Here is a 16583-nt window from a genome sequence, read left to right as displayed (position 1 = left end):
TGTGATTATTTTCTTTATAAGTAACCACCCCGGTCTATTAACAATTTATATAGAAAGCAAATAATCATGCGCCGGCCATCAGCTGCCGCGCTTCATACCGCAACGCATCCAGCACAATGCTATGCAACGAGGTTTTAGGATCGGCATCCAGCAGTTCCAGGATGCGTTTGCTCAAATCCATACCTGTGGCTGTTTCGGGCAGGGTATGCGCCAACTGGTGTAAAATAAAAATATTCTGTTCTTTAAGATTGGTTACAGCCTGCCATGCCTGGGCAGATACATATAATTGCTGTGAAAGATTGTATTCATATTCCTGTTTGATGCTTTCCACCAGCAGCACATGATAAGCCGACGCTTCCATATGGGCAGGCGAAAGTCTTGATATCAGGTTTTTCAGGGAGATGCGTTCGGCCAATATGGTGAGCCGCTCATAGGCCTGTAATTGCAGTGACGCATCGTAAGCGGGCTTTTTCCTTTCCTTTTTAACGCCTCTTGTTTCACGGAAATAGAATAAAAAATACACCCCCAGAACTCCCACAATAATTATGATAGCCAGAATGATGCTGCTGTTATTGTTCATGTTGCAAATTTGTACTGCTTATAAAACAAAAATAAGCGTATTGTGTTGTGTTAAAGAAAAGAAGAAATAAAAGTAAATCTTTTTAACTGCTATGAGCTTTCAACCGTCAGTGCTGTGAGGTGTCCGTTATCGCCTATCAGCCACCTCTCACAATTCACTACTCACCTCTCACTTTTCACGTCTTACCACTTACTACTTACTACTTACCACTCTAATAAACCATCTGATGTGTTTGTTTAACAATCCCCATTACAAAAACACTTTGAACGTGTCCTATATTCTCTGCTTCGCTTAATTTATTTACATGAAAATCATAATAAGCGTCCATATTCTCCACCATTACTTTCAGCATAAAATCGAAATCCCCTGAAATATTATAGCATTCTGTCACTTCCCGCATGTCCTGTATGGCCTTAATAAATTTAGCGCCTGCTGTTTTATTATGCTGTTTGAGCGATACATAACAAATTACGATTAGTCCTCTTTTTATTTTAGTATGATCGAGCAGGGTGGCATACTGGCGGATCACTCCCGCTTCTTCCATCCTTTTAATCCGTTCATGCACCGGTGTGGTGCTCAGGTGTATGGCATCCGAAACTTCACGTACCGTAATCCGGGCGTTTTGCTGCAGGAGCCGTAAAATGGCGATATCCTTATCATCTAATAAAGGAACCTGTACAGGCAGTTTTTCTTTTTGCTGCGTTTTTTTCATGCTACACTATATAAATATCCTTTAAAATTAGAAAAAACATATTTTTTTCCCAAATATGAGCCATGCGCTAATATTCTGTTCTATAAGCGTAGTTTTGCATCAATCATTATGGCATAAGCTAAAAACGTATTCATACATCATTAAATCATTCAACACATGTCAGCCGTTTCCAAATCCATTGATTTTTCATTGCCGAATAAGGTAAAAGATATCAGCCTTGCCGCATGGGGCCGTAAAGAAATTAAATTAGCTGAGGCAGAAATGCCGGGGCTTATGGCTATCCGTGAAGAATATCGAGCACAGCAGCCTTTAAAAGGCGCCCGTATAGCAGGATGCCTGCACATGACCATTCAAACCGCGGTATTAATAGAAACATTGATTGAACTGGGTGCGGAAGTAAAATGGAGCTCCTGCAATATTTTTTCAACACAGGATCATGCCGCCGCAGCTATAGCGGCAGCAGGTATTGGCGTATACGCATGGAAGGGACAAACCAACGAAGAGGCGGAATGGTGTATTGAACAAACCCTGTTTTTTGGCAGCGCCGACCGCCCGTTGAACATGATATTAGATGATGGCGGCGACCTGACGAATATTGTATTTGATAAATACCCTGAGCTTATTCAGCATGTAAGAGGACTGAGTGAAGAAACCACAACAGGCGTCCACCGTTTATATGAAAGGATGCAGAAAGGCACATTGCCTGTTCCTTCTATTAATGTAAATGATTCTGTTACCAAGTCGAAATTTGATAACAAGTACGGATGCAAGGAAAGCCTTGTGGATGCTATACGCCGTGCTACGGATGTGATGCTGGCGGGTAAGGTGGCCGTTGTGGGTGGTTATGGCGATGTGGGCAAGGGTTCCGCCGCTTCCTTATCGGGCGCGGGTTGCCGTGTGATCGTTACCGAAATTGATCCTATTTGTGCTTTGCAGGCTGCCATGGATGGCTATGAAGTGAAGAAAATGATTGATGCGGTAAAAGAAGCCGATATTATTGTTACTGCCAGCGGCTGCCGCGACCTGATAACAGGCGAGCATTTTAAATTAATGAAAGACAAAGCTATTGTTTGTAATATAGGGCATTTTGATATTGAGATTGATGTGGCCTGGCTAAATAAAAACTATGGCAGCACCAAAGACACCATCAAGCCGCAGGTTGACCTGTATACTATTGACGGCAAAGACATTATTTTATTAGCGGAAGGCAGGCTCGTAAACCTCGGATGCGCTACCGGTCATCCCAGCTTTGTGATGAGCAATTCTTTTAGTAACCAAACACTGGCTCAGATTGAGCTCTGGACGAACTACAAAAACTACGAAAACAAAGTATATGTGTTGCCCAAGCACCTCGATGAAAAAGTTGCCCGCCTGCACCTGAAAAAAATTGGTGTTGAGCTGGAAGAGCTTACCACAACGCAGGCTGAATATCTCGGTATTCCAAAAGAAGGCCCTTATAAAGCGGAACAGTACAGGTATTAGGAGGGAGGGTGTAAGGTATGAGGTGTGAGGTATAAGGTATAAGGTATGAGGTATAAGGTACTTCCACCTGATACCTGAGCGTTCACACCTCCTGTATCAGGCGCGCATGCTTCGGGCTGCTATATCTTCCATATAAACAGCATAATGACTTTCGTGATATACGCATTCGCCGTTCCGAATAAGCAATACCTGCGGTGATTCATGCCGTACACCCAGGTCTTCCGCTATCTTATTGGAAAGCGCGCGGTAAGTAATCAGGTCAATAAAATGAAAATCTATCTCCGGTGGTACAGGTCCTCTTTCCAGCCTGTTCTTTATCATAGAGCTGGTACCACAGCGGGTAGAATGTTTGTAGATTACCTGTGGATTTACTTTTGATTTCTCGAGCAACTCCGTTAACTGAGCTTCGGTGGTGAGCACATTCCAGTTCATAATTACAGATTTGAGATGCAGTGTTTGTTCCTTGCAAAGTGCAAAAAGAAACCAATGGCGCAAAGATAAGCACAAAAAAAATCCGGAGATCAATCCGCGCATTGAGCGTTTAATCTCCGGAAAGGAACTATGTTTCTAATTATAAAAACATTTTAGTAGCTGTCGTTCTGCACCAGGTATCCCGGCAGGTTGGATGCCCCGTCAATGGCATTTTGCGGGATCGGGAAGATCCTTTTCTTAGGATCTGAATTAGTTTTCTCCGTCCATGTGCCTTCGTATTTTCCAAAACGGATCATATCTGTGCGGCGAATATTTTCCCAATACAGTTCAAACCCTCTTTCACGATATAATAAATCTAAGTTCATTTCTGTTAAAGCCGGAGGAACTATTCTTGCCGTTCTGGCAGCACGAATGGTATTTACATCATTAAGCGCTGCGGCTTCGTTACCCGCGCCCTTACGCAATTGAGCCTCGGCACGCATCAGGTAAATATCAGCCAGGCGTAATATAACAATATCATGTTCACCAAAGTTTCTGCCACTCACGGATCCACGGCTGAATTCATATTTTTCTACCCGGTAGCCATTGTTATAGTTGCTGAAGTCCGAAAAGTTGATTTCCTCCGTAAAGAAAACCGGCAGGTCGGGCCTGTTGCGGGTATTATTGTACAGCTTGCCCACTTTCATATCTCCATTGGGACATGTTTCAAACGCACCTCCTGTTCTTATCAATCCATACTGTTGCCCCCTTAATATACCGCGGTCTATATGAAAATTGTTACCCGGAATACAGGTAATAGTGGTATCCAGGTTTCTTTTAAAAAACCGGCCATCCATGTCAGCCGGGTCGTTGGGCGCATAGGCCTGTTTCCAGGTTTGATAAAAATCAGATGTAATGCCTGGTCCGTCTGTTCCATTAGCTCCGGGGTATGCAGCCAGGGGAAACTGGTCACCAGAAAGAGAAAAATATGCCATACGGTTGTGCCCATTAAGATCTGCTCTCTGGTCAACTGCAAAAATCAACTCTTTATTGGTGTGATTGGCATCATCAAATATTTCAAAATATTCAGGTGACAATGCAAATTTCCCTGAATTAATGATCTGGTCGCAGTATTGAATCACCTTGTCCATATCATCAGTGGTAAAGCTGAAAGAAGAGGCATAAATATCGCGATATACAGCAGACTGCAGGTGCAACCTCGCGAGTAATCCCCATACCGCCTGTTTGGAAATTCTGCCGGGGCCCGTATCATCTCGCAGCAAAGGTTCAATAGCCAATAATTCCGATTTAATATATTCTATGGCATCATTACCTCTTAAGATCACAGAGTTGGTCTGGGGATCGTCTTTTTGAAATGCTATGCCAAATAAATCGAGGCAAAGCAGGTTGTAATAAGCACGCATTCCCCTGGCTTCAGCCAGGAACAATGGTGCATTAGGATCGGTACTGGACGGCAGCGCGGTAATTGCCAGTATGGCACGTGAAATGCCTTGTGTTAAGTTATTCCAAACATTTCTCACGTTGGGATCGGCACTGGTAGTTTCATGCCTGAGCAATGAAATGTAAATACCATTATCTCCCCAATCAGTACCCCCCCTGTAAGGCAATATTGCCTGATCAGTAGAAATTTGCTGCAAAGCAAAATACTGTGTGTGCTGAAATAATCCCGGTAAAATCGCATATACTGGAGCGATCAACCCTTCGGTTACTTCTTTTTCGGTAGAACCGGTACTGGAAGTTTCATCCAGCACCTGTTCATGCAGCTTGGTGCAACTGCCAGCAAGACTTGCTACAGTATATAATGACAGTATATAAAATATCTTCTTAACCATAACAATCAGATTTTAGAATGATAGATTTAATCCAAAAATTATTGACCGCGCTTTCGGGTAATTCAGGTAGTCAATACCATAAGAAAGTGCTCCGTCAATAGACCTGTCTGCATTGATTTCCGGATCATAACCATCATATTTGGTAATTACAAAAAGGTTTTGGGCAGTTACAGAAATGCGCAAATTGGAAACCCAGTTTTTTACGCCCAGTTTGTCGGTATTAAAATTATAGGCCAATACTGCATTGTTCAGTCTCAAATATCCTCCGTCTTTCAGGTACCTTGTACTGATGCTTGCAGCATTATTGATAGACTCGTTGGGATACTGTGTGGCCTCAGTTGTTGTGTTTAAATTTTTTGCAATTCTGGCCCTGTAAAAATTACCGGTGGCCGTGTTATCATAAATTTTATTGCCGCTTACGCCATTAAAGTTTACACTAAGATCAAAGCCTTTGTAATTAACGTTACCCCAAAATCCATATACCGATTTTGGTACTGCTGATCCGGCAGAGATACGATCCTTGGGCGTAATAATACCATCTTTGTCTGTATCAGCGTACTGGCTTGTTCCGTCGCTGCCGATCCCGGTAAATTCAAGCATATAGAAAGTACCGATAGGCTGACCATTGACATAGCCATTGATAGTGGCGCTGGTTAACCCTGAACCACTGGCAGAGCCTGAGAATATTACCTGGTAAGGAGATCCGCTAACCCTGTTTTTAATAAATGCGGCATTTCCACCGATGCCGAAACCAAGATTAGGGGATATTTTTTTTCTGTAGGCCAGATCGAGCTCAATACCACTGTTTTTAATAGACATGCCGGGGATATTGGCGTAATATGTGGCGCTTGGCTGAACAGGATCCTGCGGAGGAATAGAAAGTAGGATGTTATCTGAAATTTTTTCAAATACGTCTATCGCACCGGTAAGCGCTCCATTCAGCAAGCCGAAATCAAGCCCCACGTTTGTGGTTTTGGAAGATTCCCACCGCAGATCGGGATTTGCCAGGCGGGAATAAAACGTACCCGGAGGGTAGCTCCCTGTAGGATACAGGGGATAGCTTACCGAAGCGTTCACTTCGGTTCTGAAAAGAGGTTGGGTAAGTTTAGGACCAATTTCCTGGTTACCGGTTATACCCCAGCCTCCTCTTAATTTAAGTACATTAAAAGCGGAGTTTTGCATAAACGATTCTTCAGCAATATTCCATCCTAAAGAAAAGGAAGGGAAATAACCATACCTGTTGTTTTCCCCGAATTTGGTTGACCCATCCATTCTGAAGTTTACCGTTACCAGGTATTTGTTGTCGAACCCATAATTAATACGGGCAAAATAAGACTGAATTTCGTTGATATTGGCGTTACCATAAGGGCGGTTATTAGCCATGGTTAATTCCTGCCCGATACCAGGATTGTATATGGGATCCAGGTCGTTAAGCGGCAGCTTGTTAATGCTTGATCCCCTGAACTGGTACAGGATATTCTGATAAGAATGACCTGCCAGCGCAGCAATACTGTGATAACCAATATCGGTGGTATAGTTAAGATAATTTTCGATGATCTTGTTACGCACCAGTGTTGACTGTGTTTCGAATCTTCCATCACGCTGCGGTACCTCATTGGCGTAATTAACATAATCGCGGGTGCCGGTTGCGTTATCAATACCAAAATTCAGCTTATAGGTAAGTCCTTTTATAATTCTTAAAGTAGGTGTAATATTCCCCAGCACACGATTGATGCTGGCAACATCTTTATACAGTTCGAGTTCAAGCAGCGGATTGCTAACGTTCTCAAATTTTGCCGGGTTGCCGTCTGCATCGCGTGCCGGTAATGTTGGGTTATTGGAAATAGCACTTCCGATCATACCATCAATGGGTGGCCTGCGGTTGCCGGTATTGCTTGCAGTAAGGTTGATATCAATGGAAAGGCGATCATCCCATAATTTTTGGGTAGCGTTAAAACGACCGGTATACCTTTTCAAATTGCTGCCTTTCAAAATACCATCCTGGTTTAACGCATTTAAAGAAGCGTAATATACCAGCTTGCTGGTGCCTCCGCTTAAGGTAAGGTTATTATCATAAGTGTTAGCGGTTCGGAAAATTTCATCCTGCCAGTCAGTAGAAGCACCGAAATCTTCCAAAGTACCCCCTGCGGCTACTACCTCCTTTTTAAACTCTTCAGTTGAAAATATAGGCAGTTTGTTGGCCGGGCTGGCAATGCCTACAGCAGTGGAATAATTGAGTGCAGAAGTACCCGCCTTGCCACGCTTTGTAGTAACAAGTACTACGCCGTTTGCACCACGGGAACCATAAATAGCAGTAGCTGATGCATCTTTCAGCACATCCATTGATTCAATATCCTGCGGATTTAAAAAGTTGAGGGGGTCACCGCTACCGGTTCCGGCATTGTCGAGTGGCACACCATCTATTACAAAAAGAGGGGAACTGCCGCTTCTAACGGTACCGGACCCGCGAATAACGATATTCACGCCTGCACCGGGCTCACCACTGGATGATGTTATATTCACGCCGGCAACCTTTCCCTGCAATAACTGCTGGGGGTTGTTTACAATCCCTTTGTTAAAAGCCTCGGCTTTTACAGATTTTACGGATCCGGTTACATCTCTTTTACGTTGGGTGCCATAACCTACCACTACCACGTCTTCAAGGCTTTGAGCAGCTACTTTTAGCACAGCAGCCAGTTGTAAGCCGGAAGCCCCTACGGTACCCGTAAGCGTTTCAATACCATAGCCTACATAGCTTACCGTAAAAGTATAGCTGCCATTGGCAAGGCCTGAAAAAATAAATACCCCTTCCTCATTGGAGGTAACGGTTGTTTTTGATTTACTGGAGGAATGCTCTGCTGTAACAGAAGCGCCGGCAACGATATCGCCGGTTTCTGTTTTAACGGTTCCGGTAACGCTTCCCTGGGCTTGCGCCGAAAGATGCAGATACGATGGTAATAACAATACCATTAACCATAGCAATCGTTGTCTCATACGCGTAGTTAATTTTGGGTTGTATAAAATATATTGCAGGTAAACATAGTACTATAATTTTACTTAAACATACCCCGGCCAGTGCAAACGTTTGAAATTTTTTCCGGTATAACCATGCTATCTGCCTTCTATAGCTTACATACAGACAAACTGCAGCAGGAAAATGATGCATCTCAGTAGCAAGTGGTGAGTGGTGAGTGGGAAGTGGGAAGTGGGAAGTGGTTGCAGGTTGCAGGTTGCAGGTCGCAAGGTACAAGGTACAAGTTCAATCCTCCCTACAACCTGCGACCGGAGATTAGTGGAGAGTGGCTTGCCTGTTTCAAGTTACAGTTACAGGTTACAGGATGGAAGTTATAAGGGTGCCGTTCCCTTGAAACCTGTAACCTGAAACTTGCACACCCTGAAACTTGCAACCTGCAACCTCCCCCTACCCGCCGAGCGCGTCCATCGCTTTTTTTACGCTGCCATGCTGCAGCAAAATGGCTTTGGCATTATCATAGTCTTTCAGCCCGGCTTTTTCCATCAATATTTTTACCGCCCGGTCGGTGATCTTATCATTGATCAGCAATACATTTACCATGCTGTTGTCTTCCACCCTGCCCAGGCGTATCATAGTAGTGGTGCTGATCATATCAAAGATCATTTTTTGTGCCGTACCGCATTTCATCCGGGTGCTGCCCGTAACGAACTCGGGGCCGGTGATCACTTCCACCGGCAGTTCTGATGCCGCTGCAATGGGCGACCCGGGATTACTTACTATACAGCCGGTAGTTACGCCTGCAGAGCGGCATTGTTTTAAAGCTGCCAGCACAAAAGGGGTTGTGCCGCTGGCGGAAATACCCACCACTATATCTTTATCCGAAATAGCATATGCTTTCAGGGCATCCCACCCCGCTTCCGTATCATCTTCCTTTTCTTCAGGCGCTTCAATAAGATGTTCCACACCACCGGCCAATATCACGTTTACCATGCCTTTTGGAATACCATAAGTGGTAGGCAATTCAATAGCGTCTAATACCGAAAGGCGTCCGCCGCTACCGGCGCCTAAGTAAAACATCCTGCCGCCAGCCTCTAATTTTTCTGCAATGGCGGTGATCAGCCTATTAAGCTGCGGCAATGCTTTTTCTATTGCCGGCGCTACCTTTTTATCTTCGTTATTGATGTGAGCGGTAAGCGCTTCTACGGTCATTTTTTCAAGGTGCCGGTACAAAGAGGGCTGTTCTGTAATTCGTATCATAGTAGTGTTAAGAGCAATTAAATGATGGCTGATACCCATTGGCCATATGGCTGTTTATTAAAATAGCTCAGGCTGCTGATTATCCTCAGGCTTCCTTTTTTCCCATTCCATTTCCGTGCTTTTCGTAAAATCGGCAAGCCTGGCGCCAACGGCTTTCCAGCCCATTACTTCCACCATTTTGTTCACCTTAATTTTGGCTTTTCTGATCTGGGCGCCCTTTCCACTCTGCATTACCAGCACAGGTGAGGCTTCTGTAGTAACCGCTTCCAGCAGGTTTCCTTCTCCTTCCTTTATAAAGAAAAATTTATTACGCAGCGTAGTGGTCTCAATCTTAAATCTTTTGATATTGTATTGCAGCTTTTCTTTATCAAGGTACACGGCTGTTACTACTTTTTCAGGATCAAATTTTTCAATCAGCACTACCTTGTCCCCGTCAAAGCGCTGGCTCAGCTCCGTATCAGAAATTTCATAGTTACCATTATTGTAAATGATCAGTAACCGGTCTTCACTATCGAACATCCCCAGGTATTGCCCTTTTTCTTCCGCGTTAAGCCTTCCAAAGGTATCATCAAACCATAGCTTTCTTCCACTCAGTGTTGAGCGCCCGGCTTCCTTGAACTTCACAGATTTAACAGGATATTTTGTTACCTGGTTACCCATGCTGCCCCTGCCTTTGATCTCTAATTCTTCAAAATAAAATTCGAGCTCCTTATTGCGGGCAGTTGACGAAGGGCTGAGCATAATCTTAACAGCTTCCGCTTCACCATTGGGATTAACAGAAAAATAATGCACTTTACTTTTGTCTGATCCTTTGGTCAGGTCATACTCCTTATCACGGGTAATGCTGGTAACGTTAAACCGTTTGGCGTAGCTGATCCCCGTTTTCCCATCCATGTAGATCATATTATAAGTAGTACGCTCATCATTTTTCTTAAAAACGGCAACATGCAGAATGTCTTTCCCGATAAACACTTTATCCGCTACCTTCACCACCTTCATTTTACCGGCTTTGGTAAAGGCTATAATATCATCTAAGTCTGAGCAATCATCTACAAATTCATCCTTCTTTAACCCTGTGCCTATAAATCCTTCTGAACGGTTTACATATAATTTGGCATTGGCAATGGCTACCTGCTTGGCCTGTATAGACTCAAACAGCCTGATTTCCGTTTTGCGTTCCCTGCCTTTACCGTATTTTTTTAAAAGGTTATCATAGTAGGCTACAGCAAAGTCTACCAGATTCTCCAGGTCGTATTTTACCTGTTTGATCTCTTTATCAATGTTCCTGATCTGCGCATTCAGCTCATCAATATCCAGTTTATAAATTCTGCGTACCGGTTTCTCCGTCAGTTTAACAATGTCTTCTTTAGATATTTCCTTTTTCAATTGTTTTTTAAAAGGAACAAATGCTTTATCAATAGCCATTAATACCTTTTCCCAGGTTTCATGCTTTTTTTCTAATTCTTTATATATTTTTTCTTCAAAGAATATTTTTTCGAGTGAAGTATAATGCCATTTTTCCTGCAATTCCGCCAGCTTAATTTCCAGTTCCTTTTTCAGCAACTCTTTGGTTAAGTCGGCTGATGAACGGAGCAGGTCGTGTACGGTTATGAAACGCGGCTTTTGTTCAGCGATCACGCAGGCATTCGGTGAAATGCTTACCTCACAGTCGGTAAACGCATACAATGCATCAATGGTTATATCAGTGGAGATACCGGGGGCGAGGTCAACATGCACTTCCACATTGGCGGCCGTATTGTCGGTAACCTTTTTTATTTTAATCTTTCCCTGGTCATTCGCTTTCACAATGGAATCCATCAGCTGCGCGGTAGTTACACCATAGGGCACATCGCGTATGACCAGCGTTTTTTTATCTAATTCCTCAATGTGTGCACGCACTTTTACCTTCCCCCCCCTTTTACCTTCATTATAATTCGTTGCATCAATCATTCCGCCGGTTTGAAAATCGGGGAATAATTCAAATTTTTTGCCGCGTAAATGTTTGATAGCCGCTTCAATGATCTCGCAAAAATTATGTGGTAATATTTTGGTTGATAAACCAACCGCTATGCCTTCCGCTCCCTGGGCCAGCAGCAAAGGAAACTTCATAGGAAGCGTTACCGGTTCATTTTTTCTTCCGTCATAGCTGAGCTGCCATTCAGTGATTTTGGCGTTAAAAGCCACTTCCAGCGCAAATTTGCTTAACCGGGCTTCAATATAGCGGGCCGCGGCTGCATCATCGCCTGTGCGCACATCACCCCAGTTGCCCTGCGTTTCAATGAGCAGGTCTTTTTGTCCCATATTTACAAGCGCATCACCAATAGAAGCATCTCCATGCGGATGGTATTGCATGGATTGCCCGATAATGTTAGCTACCTTATTAAACCGCCCGTCATCCATTTCCTTCATGGCATGAAGGATGCGGCGCTGTACCGGCTTCAGCCCGTCTTCAATTGCCGGAACAGCCCTTTCCAGGATAACATAGGAGGCATAATCGAGGAACCATGTTTTATATTGGCCATGAATGCCGGATTCATTTCCTAAAAAATTGTCTTTACTCATATAAATATTTCCACAACCTTATGTTATGGGATAATAAACTGTTTTTTAATAATGCTATCACCGGAATATCCGTATTACTATTTACTGTCTTCCTGCTTTCCTATTAGGCCAAGGTGCGTAAACTTAAAACCCGTGAAATACTTTAATCCATAGCCAAATGTCCTGTCCATGCAGGAATGCCCGAATAATATGATACCGGTAACCTGTAAAGTCCAGCTACCGGGTAACCAGCCTGCAATAAAAAATATAGCGGCAATACCTTTATGATGAAAAAGGTTATACGAAATGGCGCCGGCCCTGTTACCCGCGGCATATCCCAGCATGCTGATATCCGGCCCCAAAAACAGCAACAGGTATATCCACCATTGTACCTGCATATCGTATAAGGCATATATGCTCAGTGCAAATAAAGCCAGCTCTTCCCATTTTAAAATGAATTTCATCTTATTCATTTACCTGTTCTGTAATACCGGCTTTGCGCCTGATCTCAAAATCTTTCATATTCTTTAATGCACCCTGTATCTCATATTCTCCGCCTGCTATTATTAACTTCAGCCTCCACAACAGGTACGCGTCACCGGTAGTATGCTTGTTTTTTGATAAAAACTGGGCGATGAGCTTACCTGCCTTTTGCCAGTCCTTTGTAATGAAACTTTTCAGATCCGCGTCATAAAAATCATAATCATACTGCACTAACTTTTTTCCGCCTTCCAGTATACGTACCCCTTTATTTTCATTGCAAAGCCTTATCCATTCATCGGGATCAACTTCAAATTCGCTTAATGTAATGGGGCGCGCCAGCTTTTTTGCTTTTAAAAATTCTTTCGGGGGAATGGTGTGCAGCCAGGAAGGATAAAAAATATTTCCTTTTTCGTTGAAAAAGGGAAGGTTATTCAGATAAAGGATGAACACCCTGCCCTGGAATTCTTTTAGAAAATGCAGCAGCCAGTAGTAACCGCTCACATCATGCTTATTCTGCGCGGCCCAAATCCATACTATCTCTCCCGGATTACGGCGCAATTCCCCCACCAGCTCTGCTATGGTTTTATAATCGTCTACAGAACCATCTTCCGTTTTCCCGTCATAATCGCCGCCGGCCAATACCTGCATCCACCAGGTCTTTCGTGCTGCTATACCTTCGCCAATATATATGTTAGCTAAAGGACCAACCGCATAATCATCTTTTATCTGTACCACTTCACCCTGAAGGGTTTCGTCCAGTTCAATGGCCTTTGTTAAAACGGCGGTGTCTGCTTCATTAAAAACAATGTGTATCATGTAACTGTTTTGGAATTAAACCTATTGTTATATTAATGATCATTATGCTGTATCTCATCGTAAGAAGTGAAACGGGAGAACTTCACGCGGAAATCCGACACTTCTTACCCGGCTTTCACATCCTCTGCAATATCTATTTCTACCCGCAAATTATCAATAATAAACTCCTGCCTGTCCTGTGTGTTTTTGCCCATATAATATTCCAGCAGCTGCTGCAAATGCGTTTCGGGCATCACCATTACCGGCTGCTTGCGCATATCCGAGCTGATAAACCGCCCAAATTCATCCGGTGAAATTTCACCCAGCCCCTTGAACCTCGTAATCTCGGGTTTAGCCCCTAATTTTTTAACAGCAGCCTGCTTCTCCGTTTCATCATAACAATAAATTGTTTCCTGTTTGTTACGTACCCTGAACAGGGGCGTTTCAAGAATGTATACATGCCCGTTCTTTACCAGGTCGGGAAAGAACTGTAAAAAGAAGGTAAGCAGCAGCAGCCTGATGTGCATGCCATCCACATCGGCATCTGTTGCCACTACTATATTATTGTATCTTAACCCTTCAATACCGTCTTCAATATTTAAAGCGTGCTGCAACAGGTTAAACTCTTCATTTTCATATACCACTTTTTTAGTGAGCCCGTAACAGTTCAGGGGTTTACCCCTCAGGCTGAATACGGCCTGCGTTTCCACATCGCGGGCCTTGGTAATGGAGCCACTTGCCGAATCGCCTTCCGTAATAAAAATAGTGCTTTCTAACTGGCGCTCATGAAAGGCTTCCCTGCTCTTATTATTTGGCGGATCATCGTTGAAATGGATACGGCAATCGCGCAGCTTGCGATTGTGCAGGTTGGCTTTTTTTGCTCTTTCGTTAGCTAATTTCTTTATGCCCGCTAATTCTTTGCGCTCCCGCTCACTTTGCTCAATCCGCTTTTTTAAGGCTTCAGCCACCGCCTGGTTTTTATGCAAAAAATTATCCAGCTCCTTGGAAAGGAATTCATGCACGAAATTCTTCATGCTCATGCCGCCTTCCTGCATGTACTGGGAGCCCAGCTTGGTTTTGGTTTGACTTTCAAATACGGGTTCAACCACCCTTACCGCCACGGCAGCCACGATGCTTTGACGGATATCGGTAAAATCGTAATCCTTTTTAAAAAAATCACGCACCACTTTTACAAAGGCTTCGCGGAAGGCCTGGTGATGGGTTCCGCCCTGTGTGGTGAACTGTCCGTTTACAAAACTGAATATCTCTTCGCCGTAATCGTTATTGTGCGTTATAGCCAGCTCAATATCTTCACCTTTGAGATGTATAATGGGATAACGGATCTCATCGGTATTCGTTTTGCGCTGCAGCAGATCCAGCAATCCATTTTTGCTGACATACTTTTTACCATTGAATGTTATTATCAAACCGGCATTCAGGTAACAGTAGTTCCATAACAGGTTGTCAATATATTCCGGCTGAAAATGGAAGTTGCGGAATACGGTTTCATCAGGAATAAAGGTTACCAGCGTACCATTGGTTTCATCCGTTTTCGATTCTTTATATTCCTTTACCAATATGCCCTTTTCAAACTCCGCCGTTTTTTGTTTGCCTTCCCTTATCGCCATCACCTTAAAATAATTACTCAGTGCATTCACCGCTTTGGTTCCCACACCGTTTAAGCCCACCGATTTCTGAAAAGCTTTGCTATCGTACTTGGCGCCGGTATTGATCTTGCTCACTACGTCTACTACCTTACCTAACGGGATGCCTCTTCCAAAGTCGCGAACCGTAACCGTTTTCCCTTCCACCACAATGTCTACCTGCTTTCCATATCCCATCATATGCTCGTCAATGCAATTATCCAGCACCTCTTTCAGCAACACATAGATGCCATCATCGGGGCTGCTGCCATCGCCCAGCTTTCCAATATACATTCCGGGACGTAACCGGATATGTTCGCGCCAGTCTAACGATCTTATCGAATCTTCTGTGTAGTCAAACAGGTTTTGTTTTGCTTCAGCCATATATTATTTCTATATTCAGCGTATGAGAAACGGGCAAAGGTATACTAATTATTTTAGTAATTACAGGACGCCGCAAATATAATAAAACGAAATCAGAAGCCCCCAGGCAGAATATGCACGCCTGTGTATAACCCGTCGGATATTAGCCTTCAGCAATCAGCTATCAGGTTTTACAGGCCAATACTTCTCATCCTACATACTATCTTCTCACCCTATACCCTATACCTCACACCTTATACCTGACGCCTCATACCTCATATCCGGAGACTGACAACTAACTTCTACGCTTCTGTTAATATACCTTAACATAGTGCTGTTATATTTTTTGGCATAGTAGTTGTTTTGATAGCGTATCCCTCCTGATTTTTATATCCCCTGGAATAAGATAAAGTTGTAACCAATTACAAAATCAATAAATTCCAGCGTTATGAAAAAAGCAAGGCTCACATTGACGGCATTAAGTATTGTTGCCGCAGGATTATTCGCGTTTAACGTGTTTACAAACGGTTCAGTTAAGGGTACAGTTAGCCCGGCGGATGCTGCTGTTAGAGCATGGGCCATTTCAGGCACAGATACGCTCAAAGCAGATATTGCAAACGGCGCGTTTGAAATTACTGATGCCAAGCCAGGAACCTATAAGGTAATCATCGAAGCTAACGCTCCCTACAAAAACGCATCTAAAGAGGGTGTGGAAGTGAAGGAAGGAGAAGCAACAGACATCGGTGAAATTACTTTAGAACAGTAGTAACAAATTACTAATTCCATTTATTGCAGGATGTATTAGTAGTTTAGGCTGCAAAAATTAAATTACAGGAGCGGTATGCGTATGCATACCGCTTTTGCATTTATTATTGCCTGTATTATCATTACTGCGGGTGAGGGTTACACATCTTCTTCTTTACTGTTCTTTAAAGCGGTACCGGCATGCCGCTTTGTTCCACTTTCTTCTTAATAACCACATTACTTTACGAAAAGCAGGATAAATATTTCATAAACCATGAAAAAGAAAAAATGTGATCTATAGATTATATTTGACCGGTATTTAAAAAATCTTAAAATAACGCTACCTAAAACAAAGCAAATGAAAAAATTAATTGCTATTATCGCCATCGGCATTATTGCAGGCACAGTTATTTCAGCCACAAACAAAGAACAGAAAATGCTCAGACACGTTGTTTTATTTAAATTTAAAGATGACGCTACTGCCCTGCAGGTAAAAGAAGTAGAGGATGCATTCAGGGCGCTGCCATCAAAAATCAAAGAAATTAAAGCTTTAGAATGGGGCACCAACAACAGCCCGGAAAACCTTGCGCAGGGATTTACACATTGCTTTTTTGTTAGCTTTAAAAGTGAGGAAGACAGGGCAGTATACCTTCCGCATGCTGCGCACAAGGCATTTGTAGACGTGCTGACACCTCACTTAGACAAGGTTTTGGTAATAGACTACTGGGCAAAAAACTAAACGGGT

At 43.3% G+C, this 16583-nt stretch carries 13 protein-coding genes; 3 read left to right on the top strand and 10 right to left on the bottom strand.

Annotation, left to right across the window (positions count from 1 at the left end; all coding sequences use genetic code 11):
- Positions 1-64: 64 nt before the first annotated feature.
- Positions 65-580 (bottom strand): DUF7935 family protein, encoded by a 516-nt coding sequence (locus tag PLE34_RS13700; RefSeq protein WP_324557862.1) that lies wholly within the window; start codon positions 578-580, stop codon positions 65-67.
- 211 nt (positions 581-791) lie between these two features.
- Positions 792-1292, bottom strand: a complete 501-nt coding sequence (locus PLE34_RS13695) for an Lrp/AsnC family transcriptional regulator (protein ID WP_324557861.1) — start codon at positions 1290-1292, stop codon at positions 792-794.
- 156 nt (positions 1293-1448) lie between these two features.
- Here PLE34_RS13695 and ahcY point away from each other — a divergent pair, with 156 nt between their 5' ends.
- Positions 1449-2774: an adenosylhomocysteinase gene (gene ahcY / locus PLE34_RS13690; protein ID WP_324557859.1), complete on the top strand. Its 1326-nt coding sequence runs from the start codon at positions 1449-1451 to the stop codon at positions 2772-2774.
- A gap of 96 nt (positions 2775-2870) precedes the next feature.
- On the opposite strand, the gene ytxJ is transcribed toward ahcY, so the two are convergent.
- From ytxJ to PLE34_RS13650, 8 genes are all read right to left on the bottom strand, one after another.
- On the bottom strand, positions 2871-3206 hold the full coding sequence (gene ytxJ, locus PLE34_RS13685) for a bacillithiol system redox-active protein YtxJ (RefSeq protein WP_324557857.1): 336 nt from the start codon (positions 3204-3206) through the stop codon (positions 2871-2873).
- Positions 3207-3358: 152 nt separating this feature from the next.
- On the bottom strand, positions 3359-5038 hold the full coding sequence (locus PLE34_RS13680) for a RagB/SusD family nutrient uptake outer membrane protein (RefSeq protein WP_324557856.1): 1680 nt from the start codon (positions 5036-5038) through the stop codon (positions 3359-3361).
- A 12-nt stretch (positions 5039-5050) separates the two neighbouring features.
- Complete coding sequence (locus PLE34_RS13675) at positions 5051-8032, bottom strand: SusC/RagA family TonB-linked outer membrane protein (protein WP_324557853.1); 2982 nt, start codon at positions 8030-8032, stop codon at positions 5051-5053.
- 427 nt (positions 8033-8459) lie between these two features.
- Complete coding sequence (locus tag PLE34_RS13670) at positions 8460-9269, bottom strand: N-acetylmuramic acid 6-phosphate etherase (protein ID WP_324557851.1); 810 nt, start codon at positions 9267-9269, stop codon at positions 8460-8462.
- A gap of 57 nt (positions 9270-9326) precedes the next feature.
- Positions 9327-11831: a DNA gyrase/topoisomerase IV subunit A gene (locus PLE34_RS13665; protein WP_324557849.1), complete on the bottom strand. Its 2505-nt coding sequence runs from the start codon at positions 11829-11831 to the stop codon at positions 9327-9329.
- Between the two features lie 77 nt (positions 11832-11908).
- Entirely contained in the window at positions 11909-12274 is a 366-nt protein-coding gene (locus PLE34_RS13660; RefSeq protein ID WP_324557847.1) for a DUF4260 domain-containing protein, read from the bottom strand.
- Between the two features lies 1 nt (position 12275).
- Entirely contained in the window at positions 12276-13109 is an 834-nt protein-coding gene (locus PLE34_RS13655) for a DUF1835 domain-containing protein (protein WP_324557845.1), read from the bottom strand.
- Between the two features lie 104 nt (positions 13110-13213).
- Positions 13214-15115: a toprim domain-containing protein gene (locus tag PLE34_RS13650; RefSeq protein ID WP_324557844.1), complete on the bottom strand. Its 1902-nt coding sequence runs from the start codon at positions 15113-15115 to the stop codon at positions 13214-13216.
- 427 nt (positions 15116-15542) lie between these two features.
- Here PLE34_RS13650 and PLE34_RS13645 point away from each other — a divergent pair, with 427 nt between their 5' ends.
- Together PLE34_RS13645 and PLE34_RS13640 are read left to right on the top strand one after the other, a co-directional pair.
- Positions 15543-15860: a peptidase associated/transthyretin-like domain-containing protein gene (locus tag PLE34_RS13645; protein ID WP_324557842.1), complete on the top strand. Its 318-nt coding sequence runs from the start codon at positions 15543-15545 to the stop codon at positions 15858-15860.
- 336 nt (positions 15861-16196) lie between these two features.
- A complete protein-coding gene (locus tag PLE34_RS13640; RefSeq protein ID WP_324557841.1) occupies positions 16197-16577 on the top strand; it encodes a Dabb family protein in 381 nt (126 codons plus the stop codon).
- Positions 16578-16583: the final 6 nt, after the last annotated feature.

This window comes from Agriterribacter sp., assembly GCF_035445465.1.
GTDB lineage: Bacteria > Bacteroidota > Bacteroidia > Chitinophagales > Chitinophagaceae > Agriterribacter.
The sequence above is the reverse complement of the archived record's forward strand: the minus strand, read 5'-3'. Positions and strand labels throughout refer to the sequence as shown.